Annotated in this window: 15 protein-coding genes; 7 read left to right on the top strand and 8 right to left on the bottom strand. The window is 71.4% G+C overall.

Annotated features, from left to right (window positions below; genetic code table 11):
• Positions 1 to 3: 3 nt before the first annotated feature.
• Positions 4 to 843: a hypothetical protein gene (locus ACFZDA_RS10115; RefSeq protein ID WP_391077747.1), complete on the bottom strand. Its 840-nt coding sequence runs from the start codon at positions 841 to 843 to the stop codon at positions 4 to 6.
• A gap of 78 nt (positions 844 to 921) precedes the next feature.
• Between ACFZDA_RS10115 and ACFZDA_RS10110 the strand changes: the two genes are divergently transcribed.
• Both ACFZDA_RS10110 and ACFZDA_RS10105 read left to right on the top strand, forming a co-directional pair.
• Positions 922 to 1,707, top strand: coding sequence for an SDR family oxidoreductase (locus tag ACFZDA_RS10110; protein ID WP_391077744.1), 786 nt, complete (start codon positions 922 to 924; stop codon positions 1,705 to 1,707).
• Between the two features lie 174 nt (positions 1,708 to 1,881).
• Entirely contained in the window at positions 1,882 to 3,456 is a 1,575-nt protein-coding gene (locus ACFZDA_RS10105) for a sodium:solute symporter family protein (protein ID WP_391077741.1), read from the top strand.
• A gap of 561 nt (positions 3,457 to 4,017) precedes the next feature.
• Here the strand turns inward: ACFZDA_RS10105 and ACFZDA_RS10100 are convergent.
• Positions 4,018 to 5,133 carry an ADP-ribosylglycohydrolase family protein gene (locus tag ACFZDA_RS10100; protein WP_391077738.1) on the bottom strand — a complete coding sequence of 372 codons (1,116 nt, stop codon included), beginning with the start codon at positions 5,131 to 5,133 and terminating at the stop codon, positions 4,018 to 4,020.
• A 258-nt stretch (positions 5,134 to 5,391) separates the two neighbouring features.
• Here ACFZDA_RS10100 and ACFZDA_RS10095 point away from each other — a divergent pair, with 258 nt between their 5' ends.
• Together ACFZDA_RS10095 and ACFZDA_RS10090 are read left to right on the top strand one after the other, a co-directional pair.
• Positions 5,392 to 6,213 (top strand): alpha/beta fold hydrolase, encoded by an 822-nt coding sequence (locus ACFZDA_RS10095; RefSeq protein WP_391077736.1) that lies wholly within the window; start codon positions 5,392 to 5,394, stop codon positions 6,211 to 6,213.
• A 490-nt stretch (positions 6,214 to 6,703) separates the two neighbouring features.
• Complete coding sequence (locus ACFZDA_RS10090) at positions 6,704 to 7,216, top strand: DUF2165 family protein (RefSeq protein WP_391077733.1); 513 nt, start codon at positions 6,704 to 6,706, stop codon at positions 7,214 to 7,216.
• Between the two features lie 9 nt (positions 7,217 to 7,225).
• Here ACFZDA_RS10090 and ACFZDA_RS10085 read toward each other — a convergent pair whose 3' ends face one another.
• Complete coding sequence (locus ACFZDA_RS10085) at positions 7,226 to 7,786, bottom strand: hypothetical protein (RefSeq protein ID WP_391077730.1); 561 nt, start codon at positions 7,784 to 7,786, stop codon at positions 7,226 to 7,228.
• Positions 7,787 to 7,869: 83 nt separating this feature from the next.
• A complete protein-coding gene (locus ACFZDA_RS10080; RefSeq protein WP_391077727.1) occupies positions 7,870 to 8,868 on the bottom strand; it encodes a glycosyltransferase in 999 nt (332 codons plus the stop codon).
• Positions 8,869 to 8,992: 124 nt separating this feature from the next.
• On the opposite strand from ACFZDA_RS10080, the gene ACFZDA_RS10075 reads away from it, so the two are divergent.
• Entirely contained in the window at positions 8,993 to 9,445 is a 453-nt protein-coding gene (locus ACFZDA_RS10075; RefSeq protein WP_391077724.1) for a GtrA family protein, read from the top strand.
• A gap of 43 nt (positions 9,446 to 9,488) precedes the next feature.
• Positions 9,489 to 10,898, top strand: coding sequence for a hypothetical protein (locus ACFZDA_RS10070; protein WP_391077721.1), 1,410 nt, complete (start codon positions 9,489 to 9,491; stop codon positions 10,896 to 10,898).
• Between the two features lie 75 nt (positions 10,899 to 10,973).
• Here ACFZDA_RS10070 and ACFZDA_RS10065 read toward each other — a convergent pair whose 3' ends face one another.
• The 3 genes from ACFZDA_RS10065 to ACFZDA_RS10055 all read right to left on the bottom strand — a co-directional run bounded on the left by ACFZDA_RS10065 (position 10,974) and on the right by ACFZDA_RS10055 (position 14,736).
• A complete protein-coding gene (locus ACFZDA_RS10065; protein ID WP_391077718.1) occupies positions 10,974 to 13,559 on the bottom strand; it encodes a bifunctional FO biosynthesis protein CofGH in 2,586 nt (861 codons plus the stop codon).
• Positions 13,560 to 13,602: 43 nt separating this feature from the next.
• Entirely contained in the window at positions 13,603 to 13,809 is a 207-nt protein-coding gene (locus tag ACFZDA_RS10060) for a hypothetical protein (RefSeq protein WP_391077715.1), read from the bottom strand.
• Positions 13,810 to 13,881: 72 nt separating this feature from the next.
• Positions 13,882 to 14,736: a TIGR03619 family F420-dependent LLM class oxidoreductase gene (locus ACFZDA_RS10055; protein WP_391077712.1), complete on the bottom strand. Its 855-nt coding sequence runs from the start codon at positions 14,734 to 14,736 to the stop codon at positions 13,882 to 13,884.
• 202 nt (positions 14,737 to 14,938) lie between these two features.
• On the opposite strand from ACFZDA_RS10055, the gene ACFZDA_RS10050 reads away from it, so the two are divergent.
• Positions 14,939 to 16,447: a CehA/McbA family metallohydrolase gene (locus ACFZDA_RS10050; protein ID WP_391077709.1), complete on the top strand. Its 1,509-nt coding sequence runs from the start codon at positions 14,939 to 14,941 to the stop codon at positions 16,445 to 16,447.
• 234 nt (positions 16,448 to 16,681) lie between these two features.
• On the opposite strand, the gene ACFZDA_RS10045 is transcribed toward ACFZDA_RS10050, so the two are convergent.
• A partial coding sequence (locus ACFZDA_RS10045) for a beta-propeller fold lactonase family protein (RefSeq protein ID WP_391077705.1) occupies positions 16,682 to 17,079 on the bottom strand: 398 nt, incomplete at its 5' end.

Below are 17,079 nucleotides of genomic sequence, written 5' to 3'. Positions count from 1 at the left end.
CCCTCAGCGGAGCCGGTCCACGTGTGTGTCGGTGCCCGGCACCGTCGGGATGAACGGCGCCACCAGTTCCACTCTCCCCAGCCCCGACTCGGCCACCGCCGCGTCCAGGCCCGTGAAGCAGGGGTCCCAGCACTCCCTCGGGTCGGTCTGGAGGAACCACAGCAGGGTCAGCCGGGTGTCGACGCCCTCGACCTGCTTGACGTAGGTCATGCGGTCGCCGGGCAGCGGGGTCGGGCGGAAGACGGTCACCAGCGCCGCCGGGGAACCCGCCAGCCGTTTGGGCAGGTGGCGGGAGCGCAGCCACTCCAGCAGCCGCGGGCGCTGCTCGGGGGTGCCGGCCTCGACGACCTGGAGGACCAGGCCGGCATAGGGGTGGTCGAGGGCGTGGACGTCGCGCGGGCCCGCCGCCCCGTCCCGGTAGACCGTCGCCTCGTGGTCGTGGAACGCGGTCAGGACGTGGGTGCGGTCGTGGTAGACGCGGCCGTCGCGGCCCAGGCGCTTGTTGATGGCGACCGTCCAGCGCATGTGGTCGTCGTAGCGGCCGTCGGTGATCCAGTACGTGGAGAGGTAGCAGCCCGTGGTGACGGGCTGTGCGATCGCCGACTCCTCGGGGTAGCGCAGGAGTTGCAGGTCGCGGGTGGCGACCCAGCGGCGGCCGGCGTACATCCAGGGCATGGCCATCGCGCCGGCGTAGTAGTGGTCGTCCTCGTACCAGCGGTTGTAGGCGTACTCGTGCCCCGGGTGCGGTTCGACCAGGGTGATCAGGGCGTGGCCGGGGTGGGTGCCGTAGGGGCCGACGGCGGCCAGTTCGGCGTACAGCTCGCTGCGGGTGTCGTCGCTCATGCCCTTCCCCTCTGTTGGCGGCTGGCTCATACTCTGACGCTCCGTCAGATAATGCGCCAGGGTTCCGGGGAGGCTTCGATGTCACTGCTCGCGGGCAAGACGGTCGTCGTGTCGGGGGTCGGGGCCGGGCTGGGGCGGCAGGTGGCGGCGACCGTCGTCCGGGAGGGGGGCCGGGCCGTGCTCGGGGCCCGTACGGAGGCGCAGTTGGCGAAGACGGCGGCCGAGCTCGACCCGGACGGATCGCGTACGGCGTACCGGGCGACCGACATCACCGACGAGGCGCAGTGCGAGGCGCTGGCGGGGCTGGCGCGGGAGCGGTTCGGGCGGATCGACGCGGTGGTGCACGTGGCCGCGCTGGACAGTTGCTTCGGCGGTCTGGAGGACGCGGATTTCGAGACCTGGCGCTCGGTCCTGGACGTGAACCTGCTGGGCACGCTGCGGATGACCCGGGCCTGCCTGCCGTCGCTCAAAGAGGGCGGCGGGGCTGTCGTGTTCATCGGGACGCAGTCGGCGGTGGCGGCTCCGACGCAGGTGCGGCAGGCGGCGTACGCGGCGTCGAAGGGGGCGCTGACGAGCGCGATGTACTCGCTGGCGCGGGAGCTGGGGCCGTACCGGATCCGGGTCAACACCGTGCTGCCGGGCTGGATGTGGGGCCCGCCGGTGCGGGCGTACCTGCGGTTCGCCGCCGGTTCCGAGGGCGTGTCGGAGGCGGAGGTGCTGGGCAGGCTGACGGATCGTATGGCACTGCCGGAGCTGGCGACGGATGCGGATGTGGCGGACGCGACGGTGTTCCTGGCCTCGGACCGGGCGCGGGCGATCACGGGCCAGTCGCTGCTGGTGAACGCGGGTGAGCTGATGCGCTGAGGGCGGTTTCCAGCCACGCGCGGCGCCTCACGCACTGGTTCACGTACATAAACTCAGGTCACCTCACCGAACTTTTTTACGGTCTCTTGACCCTCCTCTTCCTTGCCGTGCGCACGTCACCGAAACCAGAGTTCACATGCCTGACCCTGGCGGCGCACCCGTGGAAGGGGACTCATGAACGGTCTCGACTGGGCCGTGCTCATCGGCTACTTCGCCGTGATGGTCGCGATCGGCGTCTGGTCGCACAAACGCGTGGACAACGTCAGCGACTTCTTCACCGCCGGCGGCAAGATGCCGTGGTGGCTCTCCGGCATCTCGCACCACATGTCGGGCTACAGCGCGGTGATGTTCACCGGGTACGCGGGCATCGCCTACACCTACGGCGTCACGTCCTTCATCACCTGGTCCTTCCCGATCGCCCTCGGCATCGCCATCGGCTCGAAGCTGTTCGCGCCGCGCATCAACCGGCTCCGCTCGCGACTCCATGTGGCCTCCCCGCTGGAGTACCTGAAGAACCGCTACGACCTGAAGACGCAGCAGGCGCTGGCCTGGTCCGGCATGCTGCTGAAGATCGTGGACGTGGGCGCGAAGTGGGCGGCGATCGCGACGCTGCTGTCCGTCTTCACGGGGATCTCCCTCAACCAGGGCATTCTCATCACCGGCGCCATCACGGCGATCTACTGCACCATCGGCGGCCTGTGGGCGGACGCGCTGACCGAACTCGGCCAGTTCGTCATCCAGTTGCTGGCCGGCGTCGCGATGTTCGTGGCGGTGGCCGTACGGCTCGACGACCACGGCGGCTTCTTCGGCGTCTGGGACTCCCCCGAGCTCCAGGGCCACGACAAACCGCTGGTCGGCCCGTACGGCACGGTCTTCCTGCTCGCGTTCCTCTTCATCAAGCTCTTCGAGTACAACGGCGGCATGCTCAACCAGGCCCAGCGCTACATGGCCACCCCGAACGCCAGGGAGGCCGAGCGGTCGGCCCGCCTCTCGGCGATCCTCTGGCTGGTCTGGCCGCTGGTGCTGTTCTTCCCCATGTGGATGTCCCCGCTGCTGGTCGAGTCCCAGAAGGCCGACGGCTCCGACTCCTACGCCCTGATGACCGAACAACTCCTCCCCCACGGCCTGCTGGGCCTGGTCATCGTCGGCTTCTTCTCGCACACCATGGCCATGTGCTCCTCGGACGCCAACGCCATCGCGGCCGTGTTCACCCGGGACTGCGCGCCGGTGATCTGGGCCCGGGCCCGGGCCTGGAACCAGAGCCAGGGCCTGCGGGTCGCCCGGGTCGCGACGGTCGTCTTCCTCGGTCTGTCCATGGCGGCGGCGACGCAGGTCAACTCCCCGGCGTTCAAGGACATCATCACGGTCGTCATCAAGTGGGTGGCCGGCCTGATGGGCCCGATGGCGATCCCGATGATGCTGGGCCTGCTGCGGGCGTTCCGCCGCTCCGGCCCGACGGCGGCCCTCATCAGCTGGTCGATGGGCCTGTTCGCCTTCTGGCTGGTGAACTACCCGATCAACTGGAACGTCGAGGGCGGCGTACCGCTCCAGTACCAGGTGTCGATCCCGCTGGCGGTCTCCCTGGTCCTCTACATCCTCGTCGGCTACATCAAGCCGGAGGACACCCCGGAGCGGCTGGCACTCATCGAGAAGATCAACACGGACGGGGACGGTGCGGCGTCGGCCCCGATCCCGACACCGGCCGGGGCGCCGGACGGCGTGGTGGGGGCGACGCCGGGCAAGGAGTAGGGGCGGGGGCGTATGCCCTTCCGGGGGGGGCGGTGGTCCTGGGGGGCTGTGGTCCTGGGGCACGGTGGTTTGGGGGCTGTGGTCCTGGGGGCGGTCGCCTTTCGACGCGGCCGTCTTGGGGGGGTGTCCAGCGGCTGGGCTATCCAGCCGGGGGCGCGCCCTGCACGGGGGCCGTCCAGCGGGCTAGCCGTCCAGCGGCGCGGCCGTCCAGCCGGGCGGCACCTTCAGCAGAGGGGCGTCCCGCCGGGGGGCGCCCCGACGTCGGCCCACGGCGGCCGTCCAGCGGCGCGGCCGTCCAGCGGGGGCTCCCCCTGCAGAGGGGCGTCCAGCGGGGGACCTCCAGCCGGGGGCGTCCCGCCGGGGCCATACAGCGGGGGCCCTCCTAAACGGCGGCCCTCCTACGGCCCGGCCGTCCAGCGGCGCCGCCATCCAGCAGGGAGCCGCCCCGCACGGGGGCGGTCCCACGGCTCGGCCGTCCAGCGGCGCGGCCGTCCTCCAGGGGGACCGTCCTGCGGTTCACGCCCGGGGCAGCGGGGGCTCACGCCCGGGGATAGGGCGGCCTCACGCCCGGGGATAGCGCGCCAGCCACCCCGGGGACGCGCCCGCCGGGCTGTGCAGGGCCGGGCCCTGGGTCATCTCCATGGCGAAGTCGTCGGCCAGCTCCAGGATCGTGGGACGGCCCTCCAACTCGGCCAGCCAGGCTGGGGGGAGGGCCGTCTCGCCGTGCAGGGCGCCGAGCAACGCGCCCGTCAGCGCACCGGTGGCGGCGGAGGGGCCGTCGTGGTTGACGGCCAGGGTCAGCCCGTGCCGGACGTCGGCGGCGACGAGGGCGCAGTACACGGCGGCACCGACGAGGCTCTCCGCCGTACCGGCCCCGCACAGCTCCGCCACGCGCTCCGGCCCGGGCAGCCCCTGCCTGACGGCACCCAGCGCGTGCTGGAGCGCGTCCGACACGGGCTGGTGTCCGGGCCGGGCGGCCAGCAGCGCGAAGCCCCGCTGCACGGCACCGTCGAGACTCTCCCCGAGGGCGAGCGCATGCACGATCACGGCGTACGCACCCGCCGCGAGATACGCCGTCGGATGACCGTGGGTCTGCGCCGCGCACTCCACCGCGAGCTGGACGACGAGCTGCGGCTCCCAGCCCACGAGCAACCCGAACGGGGCCGACCGGGCGGCGGCCTCGGGCCCGAGCTCACCGGGATTCTTGGGCGCCTCGGGCGTCCCCATGGTCGCGTCGGCGAGCCCGAGGAGCAGCGCCCGGCTCGGGTCCCTGCGCGCGTACAGCCACTCCTCCCGCGCGAGCCACCCGTCGTCCTTGCGCCGCAGGTCGGGCCCCCAGTCCCGCTGGGTGGCGGCCCAGCGCAGATAGGCCCGGTGCAGGTCGGTGGGCGGATGCCAGGCGCCGGTGTCGCGCCGTACCTGGGCGCGGATCAGCCCGTCCACGGAGAACAGGGTGAGCTGGGTGAGATGGGTGACGGCACCACGTCTGCCATAGGCGGGGGCCAGGTCGACCAGCCCCTCCGCCCCGTACGCCTCCCTGATCCCGTCGATCTCCAGGCCGTCCACGGGCGCGCCCAGCGCGTCCCCGACGGCCAGCCCGAGCAACGTCCCGCGCACCCGGCTCCGAAAGTCCTGCTGCTCCGTACGCCCCCAGACGGCACCGGCAGTCGCACCCACCTTGACCTCCCAGGGACCGTCCACACGTACGACAGCTCAGCACTGTAATCGAACGGGGACGACGGGCCGCCCGCAGTGCGTTCACTTTCCACTCATTGCAACGAGGCTCTCAGTTTGTTGCTTTGACTCCTGAACCGTTGCAACGATTATGCGCCAGCCAACTGCGCATACGCGATCGCCGCGCGATGAATTCGTTGCCGAATAATCAAACGCAACGTAGCCTTTCCATGATTCGAAACAACGAGTTCAGGGGGACACATGACGAAGACATGGACCGGCATGGTGCCGGTCGACGACACGGCCCTGGCCGTCACCGACACCGGCGGGCCCGGGGTCCCGGTGGTCTACCTCAACGGCCAGTTCGCCACCCAGGGGTACTGGCGGCGGGTCATCGCCGAACTGGGCCCGGGGTGGCGGCACATCACCTACGACGAACGGGCCCGCGGCAGGTCGAAGCGTTCGGCGGACTACTCCTTCGAGGCCGCCGTCCGGGATGTCGACGCCGTTCTCGCGGCCCGGGGTGTGGACCGCGCGCTGGTGATCGGCTGGTCCTACGGGGCGGTCGTAGCGGCGCACTGGGCCGACCGGAATCCGGAGCGGGCCGTGGGGGCGGTGCTGGTCGACGGCGCGTTCCCGTACGACTGGCTGGACGAGGCCATGGAACAGCGGATCCGGAAGCTGTTCCGCCGGCTGGGCTGGTTCATGCCGCTGCTGCGCCCGACGGGCCTGACCCCGCGGATGACGGCCGCGCAGCAGGCCGACAGCAACATCGAGCTCGGCAGGCTGTCGCGAGAGCGAGAGCTGGGGCCCGTGCTGGGCGGCATCACCGTCCCGGTGCGGTACGTGGTCGCCTCCGGCACGTCCTTCGGCAGCCGAGGCGACGAACAGGAACGGATCCGCGCCGGCCTCGACACGGTGACCGCCCAGAACCCGAACATCCGGATCGCCGCGAAGGTCGCCAGCAATCACGGCGCGCTCCTCAAGAAGGACTTCCGGGTCATCGCCGAGGCCGTCCGCGAGGTCGCCGCCCTGGACTGCCCCGCAACACTCGACGACCTCATTCCTCCGGAAGGCACCTGAACGCTCCTGGAGTTCGCTGCGGGGCGCAGAGCCTCAGTCCTGGGCGGGGGCCGTTTCGGTCTCAGGAGTCGTGTCGTCCTCTTCGGCCTCCGCTCGCTCCTTCTTCAAGGCGAGTTCCCGGGCCAGGGACTCCGAGTACAGCCTCATTTCCGCTTCTTTTCGCTCGTCAAACACCAGTGCCTCCTTGAATGCCGGGGTGGGGTCCGGGAGTGAGTGTGCCGACTGGTGGCGGGCAAGTCACGGTCGGATTACCTCCGCACACAGGTAATTCGCACGCCGTTCACCCGGCCCGGGCCACCGCCCTGCTGCCGGCCGAGAGGCCCTGGTCCTCCGCGTTGCCGTGGAAGCGGAAGCGGTGGCGTTCGTCGTGTGGGGGAGTGCCGAAGTTCGCGCGGAACAAGGCCCGTTCAGCGGCTCCGCCGACGAAACCGGCCCGGATCCGCCGTCATTGAGTCGCGTCGGCCACCGCCGCTCGGGAAGAATGATCAGCATGGCCACCTCCTCCACCTCACGCCGCGGCGCGCTGCCGCTCGCCGCCGCGCTGCTCACCGCCTCCGTCGCGCTCTACATGGCGCTGGTCGCGTTCGGGAACATCACCGACTTCGGGACCAACCAGCAGTTCGTCCGCCATGTTCTCGCCATGGACACCACGTTCAAGGACGAGGACCTGATGTGGCGGGCCGTCACCAGTACGGGACTTCAGGACACCGCCTACGTCCTGATCATCGTCTGGGAGACCGTCGCCGCGCTCGTCCTCATATACGGGGCCTGGCTGTGGGCCAGACGGCAGGAGCGCCAGGCGCGGCGGATGTCCACGTACGGGCTGCTGATGGTGCTGCTGCTGTTCGGGGCGGGGTTCATCGCGATCGGCGGTGAGTGGTTCTCGATGTGGCAGTCGAAGAGCTGGAACGGGCTGGACGCGGCGACCCGGGTGTTCCTGTTCAGCGGGCTCGTGCTGATAGTCAACCACCTGCCGTCGAAGCAGTCGGACCCGACCGCCTGACCCCGGCCGCTACTTGACCACGGTCACGGTCGTGCCGACCGTGCCGAACGCCCACAGTGCCGTGCCGTCCGCCTTCCGCATCCTGACCCCGCCCGTCTTGGCGCCGGAGTCGGCGGGCGGCGGCGAGGCGCCGTCGACCGCGTTGGAGAACGCGACGGAGACGCCGGACTTCGCGGCGAAGTACATGATGTGCTCGATCCGGACGCCGTCCGAGCCGGTCGTGGCCTCGCTGCGGGACGACACCGTGTAGGTGCCGGGGTCGGGGCTGACCGTACCCGGCCACACGGCGAACGTGCGGCGGGTCGCCTCGCTCGCGTCGACCAGCCACACCCGCTTCTCGCCGAGGGAGTACACGATGCGCCGGCCGGTGCCGGAGCCGTCGGGCACCCGGGCCGGGGCGGACGCGGTGGGGGCGGGGTGCGCGCCCGCCGACGCCGAGCTGCTCGGCTTGGCCGACGTGGCGGCGGGGTGGGGGGCCTGGTCCGCCTGCACGGCCAGGACCGTCACCGCGGCTATCGCTCCCACGGTCAGCCCGGTCACCCAGGCCCACGAAGGAAGTCGGGCAGGCACGGGCACGCATCTCCTCAGTCACGGGACCCCACAGCACGGGGGTTCCGATCATCGTACTGCGAGCCCGTCGCCCCCCAGGCTGCTCAGGACCCGTCGACGTTTTTCCGGACCGGTACGGGGCCCGTGCCGGCTCCGTGGGCGGTGTAGCGCGGGGTGCGGACGGGGGCCGGGTAGGAGAGGTGCACCAGCCGGGTCTGCTCCTGCCGCATGTGCGTGAGCGACTCCAGGATGTAGCCCACGAGCAGGACGAGCGCGGCGATGGTCATGATCGCGGCGGCGAGGATCGCGGTGGGCACGCGGGGCACCGTGCCCGTGCGGACGAAGTCGGCGATGACGGGGATGCCCAGGATGACCGAGATCAGGGCGAGGACGCCGGCGAGCACGGTGTGGACGAGGGAGGGGCGCTCCCGGCGCGCCAGGTCGAGGATGACCCGCAGGATGCGCCAGCCGTCCCGGTAGGTGCGCAGCTTGCTCTCGCCCCCGGCGGGCCGGACCCGGTAGTCGACGACCACCTCCGCCGTGGGGAGCCGGAGGTGGAGGGCGTGGATCGTCATCTCGGTCTCGGTCTCGAACTCCCGGGCCAGCGCCGGGAAGGACTTCACGAAGCGGCGCGAGAAGACCCGGTAGCCGCTGAGCATGTCGGTCACGTCGTTGCCGAACAGGGAGCGCACGGCACCGGTCAGCAGCTCGTTGCCGACCGCGTGTCCGGTCCGGTAGGCGCCGTCGTCCGTCACCCGGCGGGCGCCGACGACCTGGTCGTACGGCCCGTCGAAGAGCAGGTCCACCATGTCCCGGGCGCGCGAGGCGTCGTAGGTGTCGTCGCCGTCGATGATGAGCAGGGCGTCGGCGTCGACGTCGGCGAAGGCGCGGCGGATGACGTTGCCCTTGCCCTTGCGGGGCTCCTGCCGGACGATCGCGCCGGCCGCGCGGGCGACTTCCACGGTGCGGTCGGTCGAGGCGTTGTCGTAGACGTAGACGACGGCCTCGGGGAGGGCAGCGCGCAGGTCGCGGACCACCTTGCCGACGGCCGCCTCCTCGTTGTGGCACGGCACGACACACGCGATCGTCGGTTCCACGACCACTCCCCACTCCTCGTCTGAGCCGGTGTCGATTTTCGGTATGTGGGGAAATCATGCGATATGAGCGCGTCTCTGAGGTGAGGGCGCGCCGGGTGGCTACGCTCGCTTTGTGCCGGTTCTCGCCTCTGTGACCCGTTCCGTCCGCGATGCCGTGCAGGGTGTCTGGCGTGAGGCCGCCAAGTTCTCCGTCGTCGGGGCGCTGGCCTTCGTCGTGGACAACGGCGGCTACAACCTGCTGGTCTTCGGCCTGCCCGGCGGGGCTCGGGGCGGGCCGATGTCGGACTCGCCCGTGCAGGCGTCCGTCGTCGCGACGGGCGCCGCCGCGCTGTTCAGCTGGGCCGGGAACCGCTACTGGACCTACCGCCACCAGCACCGTGAGAAAGTCTCCCGTGAACTGGGCCTGTTCCTCGTCGCGAACGGCGTCGCCCTCGCCATCACCGCCGGCACGGTCTTCGCGTCCCGGCAGCTGCTCGGGCTCGACTCGGCGCTCAGCGACAACACGGCCCGCATCCTCGGCTGGGTGCTCGCGACCCTGTTCCGCTTCTACGCCTACCGGCGCTACGTCTTCGTCGCACCCTGAGCCGTCGGCGGCCGGCGTCCGACGACCCGCTAGCATCCGGCATATGGGACAAATGCCATGGGTGTCGGGTGTGCAGCGCTGGGTCTGGGGGCTGGCCGCCGTCGCCGCGGTCTGCTGCCTGGGCACGATCGTCGTGTTCGCCCCCGGCTATCTGAGTCCCGACAGCCTCGACCAGCTCCGGCAGGCCGAGGGCACCAGGCCCCTGACCGACTGGCATCCGCCCGTGCTGAGCCTGGTGTGGCGGGCGCTGATCGCCGTGACCGGCTCGTTCGCGTCCATGGCCGTCCTGCAGTCCGTCGTCTTCTGGGGAGCGCTGTGGGTGCTGGCCCGGTGCGTCTGGGAGCTGACCGCGAGCCGGGCCGGTTCGCTCGCCGTGCTCGGGCTCGGGCTGACACCCTTCGTACTGACGTTCGTCGGGGTGGTGTGGAAGGACGTCCACGCGGCGTTCGCGCTGCTCGCCGCGTGCTCGGTCGCGCTCACCGGGCTCCGGCTGCGGGAGAGCCGGCCCCGGCCCGCCGTGCGGTGGGGCCTGTTCTCGCTGGGCGTGCTGTTCCTCGCCTACGCCATGCTGGTGCGCAAGAACGCCTTCCTCGCCGCGATCCCCGTCTTCGTCCTGCTGGTCCTCGCGCTGTGGCGCGCCCCCGGACGCCGTACGTGGGTGGGGTGCACGGCGGCGCTCGTGGCCGCCCTCGTCGTCCCGGCCACCGCCATCTCCCTGTTCGCGCGGCCCCTGGAGACGAAACAGGGCGCGCAGATCATGCTGGACGACCTGGTCCATGTGCTGACGGTGCAGGAGCTGCGGTCGGCGGATGTGTCACCCGACCTGCGCGACCGCCTCGCGGCCGCGGCGCAGAAGTGCCGGCGCGTCGGCGCCCAGTCGGACGCCTACTGGGCCTGTTACGAACGCCCGGCGGACGGGCTGCGCCGGGACTCCGGCGAGATCACGTCCCTGTGGCTGCGCGAGATGAGCGGGCATGTGCCGCAGTATCTCCAGTACCGGCTGCTGCTCTTCACGAGCCTGCTGTTCGAGACCGACTACGCCTACAAAGCGGGCATCACCCGCAACGACCTGGGCATCGAGGTGGCGCATCCCCGTCTCGAGGACCTGCTCGGCACGTACGTCAAAGGCATGGTCGCGGACCTGCCGTGGCTGTTCCGGGGCTGGTTCTGGCTGGCCGTCGCCCTGGTGCTGGCGATCCGCCCCGGCAGGGGCACCTTCTCGATGCCCGTCCGGGCGCTGGGCATCAGCTCGGCGGCCTACATCCTCGGCTATCTGCCGATCATGCCGGCGACGGACTTCCGCTACGTCTACTGGCCGGTGATCGCCTGCTCCCTCGGCCTGCTGCTGCTCTGGCTCGGACGGCGCACCCCTCCCCCACGACCGGCACCCCCCGGCACCACCACCGACCGCACCGTGACGACACGTCAGCCGGCGGACGCCGGGGGCCAGTAACCGTCACTCGGTCCAGCACCGGCAGCAGCACCGGCAGATCCCCGTCCGACACCCGCGCCGCCCGCTGCCGTTCGCTCAGTCCAGCACCGGCAGCAGCTCCGGCAGATGCCCGTCCGACACCCGCGCCGCCCGCTGCCGTTCCTCGGGCACCTCCCCGTACAGGGTGTTCCGGGGCTTCGCCGGGCGGCCCGCGGCGTCGGCCACCGCGATGAGGTCCTTGACCGACTTGTACGAGCCGTACGACGAGCCCGCCATCCGGGAGATGGTCTCCTCCATGAGCGTCCCGCCGAGGTCGTTGGCGCCCGAGCGGAGCATCTCGGCCGCGCCCTCGGTGCCCAGCTTCACCCAGCTGGTCTGGATGTTGGGGATGTACGGGTGCAGCAGCAGCCGGGCCATGGCCGTGACCGCGCGGTTGTCCCGCATGGTCGGGCCGGGGCGGGCGATCCCCGCCAGGTACACGGGCGCGTTGGTGTGCACGAACGGCAGCGTCACGAACTCGGTGAAGCCGCCGGTGCGCTGCTGGATGCCGGCCAGGGTGCGCAGATGGCCCAGCCAGTGGCGGGGCTGGTCGACATGGCCGTACATCATCGTCGAGGACGAGCGGATGCCCAGCTCGTGGGCCGTCGTCACCACGTCGATCCAGTCGGCCGCGGGCAGCTTGCCCTTGGTGAGGATCCAGCGGACCTCGTCGTCGAGGATCTCGGCGGCCGTGCCGGGGATGGTGTCCAGACCGGCCTCCTTGGCGGCGGTCAGCCACTCGCGGACCGACATGCCGGTGCGGGCCGCGCCGTTGACGACCTCCATCGGCGAGAAGGCGTGCACATGCATGCCCGGGACGCGTTCCTTCACCGCCCGCGCGATGTCGAAGTACGCCGTGCCGGGCAGGTCCGGGTGGATGCCGCCCTGCATGCAGACCTCCACCGCGCCGACGTCCCAGGCCTGCTGGGCCCGGTCGGCGACCTGGTCCAGGGAGAGGGTGTAGGCGTCGGCGTCGGTACGGCGCTGGGCGAAGGCGCAGAACCGGCAGCCCGTGTAACAGACGTTGGTGAAGTTGATGTTGCGGGTGACGATGTAGGTGACGTCGTCGCCGACGGCCGACCTGCGGACGTCGTCGGCGACCCGCGCGAGGGCGTCCAGGGCCGGGCCGTCCGCGTGCAGCAGGGCCAGCGCCTCGTCGTCGGTGAGTTTCGTGGGGTCGTCGGCCGCCGTGCGCAGGGCCTGCCGTACGTCGGTGTCGATGCGCTCGGGCGCCATGCCCGGGGCGGCGGCCTCGCGCAGGGCGCCCCAGTCGCCGTACACCTCGTCGAAGTCGTCCCGGCGGTCGGAGGTGCGGCCGTCGGTGTCGATGGAGCTGTGCAGGTCCGTGCGTCCGGACGCGACGAAGACCTCCTCCGGCTCCTGCCACGGCAGGCCCTCCGGCAGGGCGCCGGGGCGGGCGAGCCCGGTCTCCGGGTCGGCCAGCGCGGCCACGTGCGGGCGCAGCCGCGGGTCCAGCCAGGGCTCGCCGCGCCGGACGAACTCCGGGTACACGCAGAGGCGTTCGCGCAGTTCGAAACCGGCGGCGCGGGACGTCTCGGCGAGCTGCTCGATCTGCGGCCAGGGCCGCTCCGGGTTGACGTGGTCGATGGTCAGCGGGGACACCCCGCCCCAGTCGTCGATGCCGGCGCCGATCAGCCGCTCGTACTCGTCGTCGACGAGGTTGGGCGGGGCCTGTATGCAGCCCGAGGGGCCCATGAGGAGACGGGCGACGCCCACCGTGGCGACCAGCTCGTCCAGTTCCGCGTCGGGCATGCCGCGCATCGCGGTGTCCGGCTTGGCGCGGAAGTTCTGGATGATCAGTTCCTGGACGCCGTGGTAGGCCCGGGACACCTTGCGCAGCGCGAACAGCGACTCGGCGCGTTCCTCGTAGGTCTCGCCGATCCCTATGAGGATGCCCGAGGTGAAGGGCACGGAGGAGCGGCCGGCGTCCTCCAGGACGCGCAGCCGCACCGCGGGCTCCTTGTCGGGAGAGCCGTGGTGCGGACCACCCGGCTCGGACCAGAGCCGGGTCGCGGTCGTCTCCAGCATCATGCCCATGCTGGGCGCGACGGGCTTGAGCCGCTGGAAGTCGGTCCAGGACATCACGCCCGGATTCAGGTGCGGGAGGAGTCCCGTCTCCTCCAGGATGCGGATGGAGATGGCGCGGACGTAGGCGATGGTGTCGTCGTAGCCGTGCGCGTCGAGCCACTCGCGCGCTTCGGGCCAGCGGTCCTCGGGCTTGTCTCCGAGGGTGATGAGGGCTTCCTTGCAGCCCAGCGCGGCGCCCTTGCGGGCGACGTCCAGGACCTCGTCGGGGGACATGAACATCCCGTGGCCCTCCCGGCGCAGCCTGCCCGGGACGGTGACGAACGTGCAGTAGTGGCACTTGTCCCGGCACAGCCGGGTCAGCGGGATGAAGACGCTCTTGGAGTACGTGATGACGCCGGGCCGGCCGGCCGCCTCCAGGCCCGCGTCCCGCACCCGGGCGGCCGAGGCCGACAGGTCCTCCAGGTGCGCGCCCCGGGCCTGGAGCAGGACGGCCGCCTCGGCGACATCGAGGCTGACGCCGTCCCTGGCCCGTTTCAGGGCGCGACGCATGGAGTTCTCGGTGGGGCCGGTTCCGGAGGTCGCGGAAGTCGTCATCCTTCGAGCATACGAGTGCGCTGATCAACTCGGCCGGAGCCGGTCAGTGGAAGGCCAGCCATCCGATGCCCAGGGCGGACACGAGACCACTGAGGGCCACCGCGAGGGGCCTGTTGCGGTGCAGGCTCAACCAGACCAGAGCGGCGGTCACGAGCACGGCCAGAGTGCCGATCGCGGCGCGCAACAGCCCCTGGCTGTAGCCGTATTCGGTGAAGTGCCGCGCGAGCCACGATAACCAGGCAAGCCTCATGACGCCGTGCTCTCCCCCTGTGTCCGGACCGAAATCGGCAGCGAGTTGTTCAGCGCGTTGTTCAGCGAGTTGTCAGGTACCTGGAAGATATCGCGTGAGTCCGTCCAGCGCCTTCAGCACCTCCGCCTCGCCCGCCGGCGGAAGCTGCGCCACGACCTCCTCGATGCCCAGGTCCGCGTAGTGCGCGAGCTTGCCCGGACTCGGGTGGACGGCGTACGGCACGACGTGCAGGTCCTCCGGGTCGCGGCCCGCGTCGGTCCACGCCGCGCGCAGCAGCGGCAGTGACTCGGTGAGGCCGCGCCCGCCGATGGGCAGCCAGCCGTCGGCGTACTCACAGATGTGGGCGAACAGCTTGGGCCCGGCGGCCCCGCCGAGGAGCGTGCGCGGGCCGATGACCGGGCCGCGCGGCTTCCGGACGGGCTTGGGGTGCGCATGACTGGCCCGGACGCCGCCGAACTCCCCTTCGTACGCGACGGGTTCCTCCGACCACAGCGTCCGCATCAGCGCCATCCGGTCGCGGACGAGCTCGCGCCGGGTGCGCCACGTCACGCCGTGGTCGGCGGCCTCCTCGACGTTCCAGCCGAAGCCGAGCCCGAGCGTGAACCGGCCGCCGGACAGGTGGTCGACGGTCGCGACCTGCTTGGCCAGGCCGATCGGGTCGTGCTGGGCGACGAGCGTGATGCCCGTGCCGAGCCCGAGCCGCTCGGTGACGGCGGCGGCCTGGCCGAGCGCCACGAACGGGTCGAGCGTACGGCCGTACTCACGCGGCAGCTCGCCGCCCGCCGGGTACGGGGTGGTCCGCTCGACGGGGATGTGCGTGTGCTCGGGCAGATACAGCCCGGCGAAACCACGGTCCTCCAGCTCACGGGCGAGCCGGGTCGGGGTGATCGTCTCGTCGGTGAGGAAGATCGTCACGGCGATGCGCATGGGCCATCTGTACCCGAGGGGCGCTCGACTGTCCATACCGACCGGTCGGGACTGTCAGGCGCCGACGCAACGTGTTCGGCTGTTTCCCGCCATTGGATTCCCTTCCCTTGCCCGCGGGTTCAGGGCCGCATACAAGAGTTGCACCGCACCACCCCCGCACCACCCATGCCCTGTCAGCGGACGACACCTGGGGAGCAGCAGCATGTGCGAGGACCACCACGGCGGGCTCGGCCGGCGGGCGCTGTTAGCGACGGGAGCGGCCGCCGCGCTTACCTTGGGAAGCGTGAGCTTCGCCGCAGCGGCCGACGGGGAGCGGGAGAGCAGAACGGTGCGCGGCACCCTGCCGCCCGGCTCCCCCGACTTCGTGTACGTGCCCGTCGAGGTCCCGGCCGGTGTCCGGGAACTCAGGGTCGCCTACACCTACGACCGACCGGCTGTCCCGTCCGGCACCACCGGCAACGCCCTCGACATCGGCATCTTCGACGACCGCGGCACCGAGCTCGGCGGCCGGGGCTTCAGGGGCTGGTCGGGCGGGGCGCGCAGCGAGTTCTTCATCCGCGCGGACGAGGCCACGCCCGGCTACCTGCCGGGGCCGGTGCGCGAGGGCACCTGGCACATCGCGCTCGGCCCGTACACGGTCGCCCCGCAGGGCCTGTCGTACGAGATCACGATCACGCTGGCGTACGGCGAGCCGGGTGAGGCCGTCCGGCCGGTGTACCCGCCGGACCGGGCCGGTGGCCGGGGCCGGGCCTGGTACCGGGGCGACTGCCATCTGCACTCCTGGTACTCCGACGGCCGCCGCACCCCCGCCGAGATCGGGGCGCTGGCACGGGCGGCGGGCCTGGACTTCATCAACTCCTCCGAGCACAACACCCACGCGGCGCACGCCCACTGGGCGGACGTGGCCGGGGACGACCTGCTGGTCATGCTGGGCGAGGAGGTCACGACGAGGAACGGCCACGTGGTGGCGCTCGGCACCGACCCGGGCACCTTCGTCGACTGGCGCTACCGGGCCCGCGACAACCGCTTCGGCCGTTTCGCCCACCGCATCCGCCGCGCCGGAGGCCTGGTCGTCCCGGCCCATCCGCACGCCACATGCGTCGGCTGCAACTGGAAGTTCGGCTTCGGCGAGGCCGACGCGATCGAGGTGTGGAACGGCCCCTACACGCCCGACGACGAGGTCACCCTCGCCGACTGGGACAGCATGCTGGTGGCGTCCGTACGGGACGGACACGACTGGATCCCGGCGATGGGCAGCAGTGACGCCCACCGCGACCCGGACACCGTCGGACACCCCCAGACGGTCGTCCTGGCCGACGACCTGACCCGGCAGGCGATCCAGGAGGGCATCAGAGCGGGACGGTCGTACGTCGCCGAGTCCGCCAAGCTCGACCTGGCGTTCCGGGCGTCCGGCGGGCGCGGCGACCACGCGGGCATCGGCGAGCGGCTGCGGGTGGACCGCGACACCCCGGTCACCGTCCGCCTGGAGGTCACGGGCGCCCCGCGCTGCACGGTCCGCTTCGTCACCGACCAGGGCGTCCTGCACACCAGCGCCCCGCTGCCGGTGTCCGGCTCGGGTGCCGTCGAGTGGCGGACGACGCCGTCGTACGCGGCGTACGTCCGGGCGGAACTGCGGCACGAGGCGGCGGCGGGGCCGGTGCCGGGGGCACTGGCGGCGTTCACGAACCCGATCTTTCTCGGACGTCAGTGAGATCGGGTGTGGGGCCTTTACGGAGGTACCCAGCGGAGTCAGTCCACGACCTGTGGGCTCCGGCAGCGGCATCGCTGTCCAGCCGTTGTGCACTCATGATCTGCCCTGATGAGAGGACGCCGGGACTGGTGACCCGGCTGGTCACCAGCCGCGGCTGGCCTGGTTGTGGCGTTCCATCGAGTCCGCACGGACTGGTGGAGCGCCGTGAACTCCTCCCTCGCCTCGTCGCTCTCGTCAGGGAGTGGGTGCGATGGCCACGCCCACAGGTGCACTGCCGACGGGGATGGTGGCGGTGACGGTGCTGGTGCCGGTGTCGATCACGGACACCGTGTCTGAGCCGGAGTTGGTGACGTAGGCGCGGGTGCCGTCCGGGGTGACCGCCACGCGGACCGGGCTACTGCCGACGGGGATGGTGTCGGTGACGGTGTCGGTGGTGGTATCGATCACCGACACGGTGTCCGAAGCGGAGTTGGCGACGTAGACGCGGGCGCCGTCCGGGGTAACCGCCACACCCAGCGGTGCTGAGCCGACAGCGATGGTGTCGGTGACGGTGTCGGTGGTGGTATCGATCACCGACACGGTGTCCGAAGCGGAGTTGGCGACGTAGACGCGAGCGCCGTCCGGGGAGACCG

The organism is Streptomyces sp. NPDC007991, assembly GCF_042958445.1.
Classification (GTDB): Bacteria; Actinomycetota; Actinomycetes; order Streptomycetales; family Streptomycetaceae; genus Streptomyces.
The sequence above is the reverse complement of the archived record's forward strand: the minus strand, read 5'-3'. Positions and strand labels throughout refer to the sequence as shown.

Coding starts and splice junctions, on each gene's coding strand:
- ACFZDA_RS10115 (WP_391077747.1), bottom strand. CDS start 843: ATGAGCGACGACACCCGCAGCGAGCTGTACGCCGAACTGGCCGCCGTC.
- ACFZDA_RS10110 (WP_391077744.1), top strand. CDS start 922: ATGTCACTGCTCGCGGGCAAGACGGTCGTCGTGTCGGGGGTCGGGGCC.
- ACFZDA_RS10105 (WP_391077741.1), top strand. CDS start 1,882: ATGAACGGTCTCGACTGGGCCGTGCTCATCGGCTACTTCGCCGTGATG.
- ACFZDA_RS10095 (WP_391077736.1), top strand. CDS start 5,392: ATGACGAAGACATGGACCGGCATGGTGCCGGTCGACGACACGGCCCTG.
- ACFZDA_RS10090 (WP_391077733.1), top strand. CDS start 6,704: ATGGCCACCTCCTCCACCTCACGCCGCGGCGCGCTGCCGCTCGCCGCC.
- ACFZDA_RS10070 (WP_391077721.1), top strand. CDS start 9,489: ATGGGACAAATGCCATGGGTGTCGGGTGTGCAGCGCTGGGTCTGGGGG.
- ACFZDA_RS10065 (WP_391077718.1), bottom strand. CDS start 13,559: ATGACGACTTCCGCGACCTCCGGAACCGGCCCCACCGAGAACTCCATG.
- ACFZDA_RS10060 (WP_391077715.1), bottom strand. CDS start 13,809: ATGAGGCTTGCCTGGTTATCGTGGCTCGCGCGGCACTTCACCGAATAC.
- ACFZDA_RS10055 (WP_391077712.1), bottom strand. CDS start 14,736: ATGCGCATCGCCGTGACGATCTTCCTCACCGACGAGACGATCACCCCG.
- ACFZDA_RS10050 (WP_391077709.1), top strand. CDS start 14,939: ATGTGCGAGGACCACCACGGCGGGCTCGGCCGGCGGGCGCTGTTAGCG.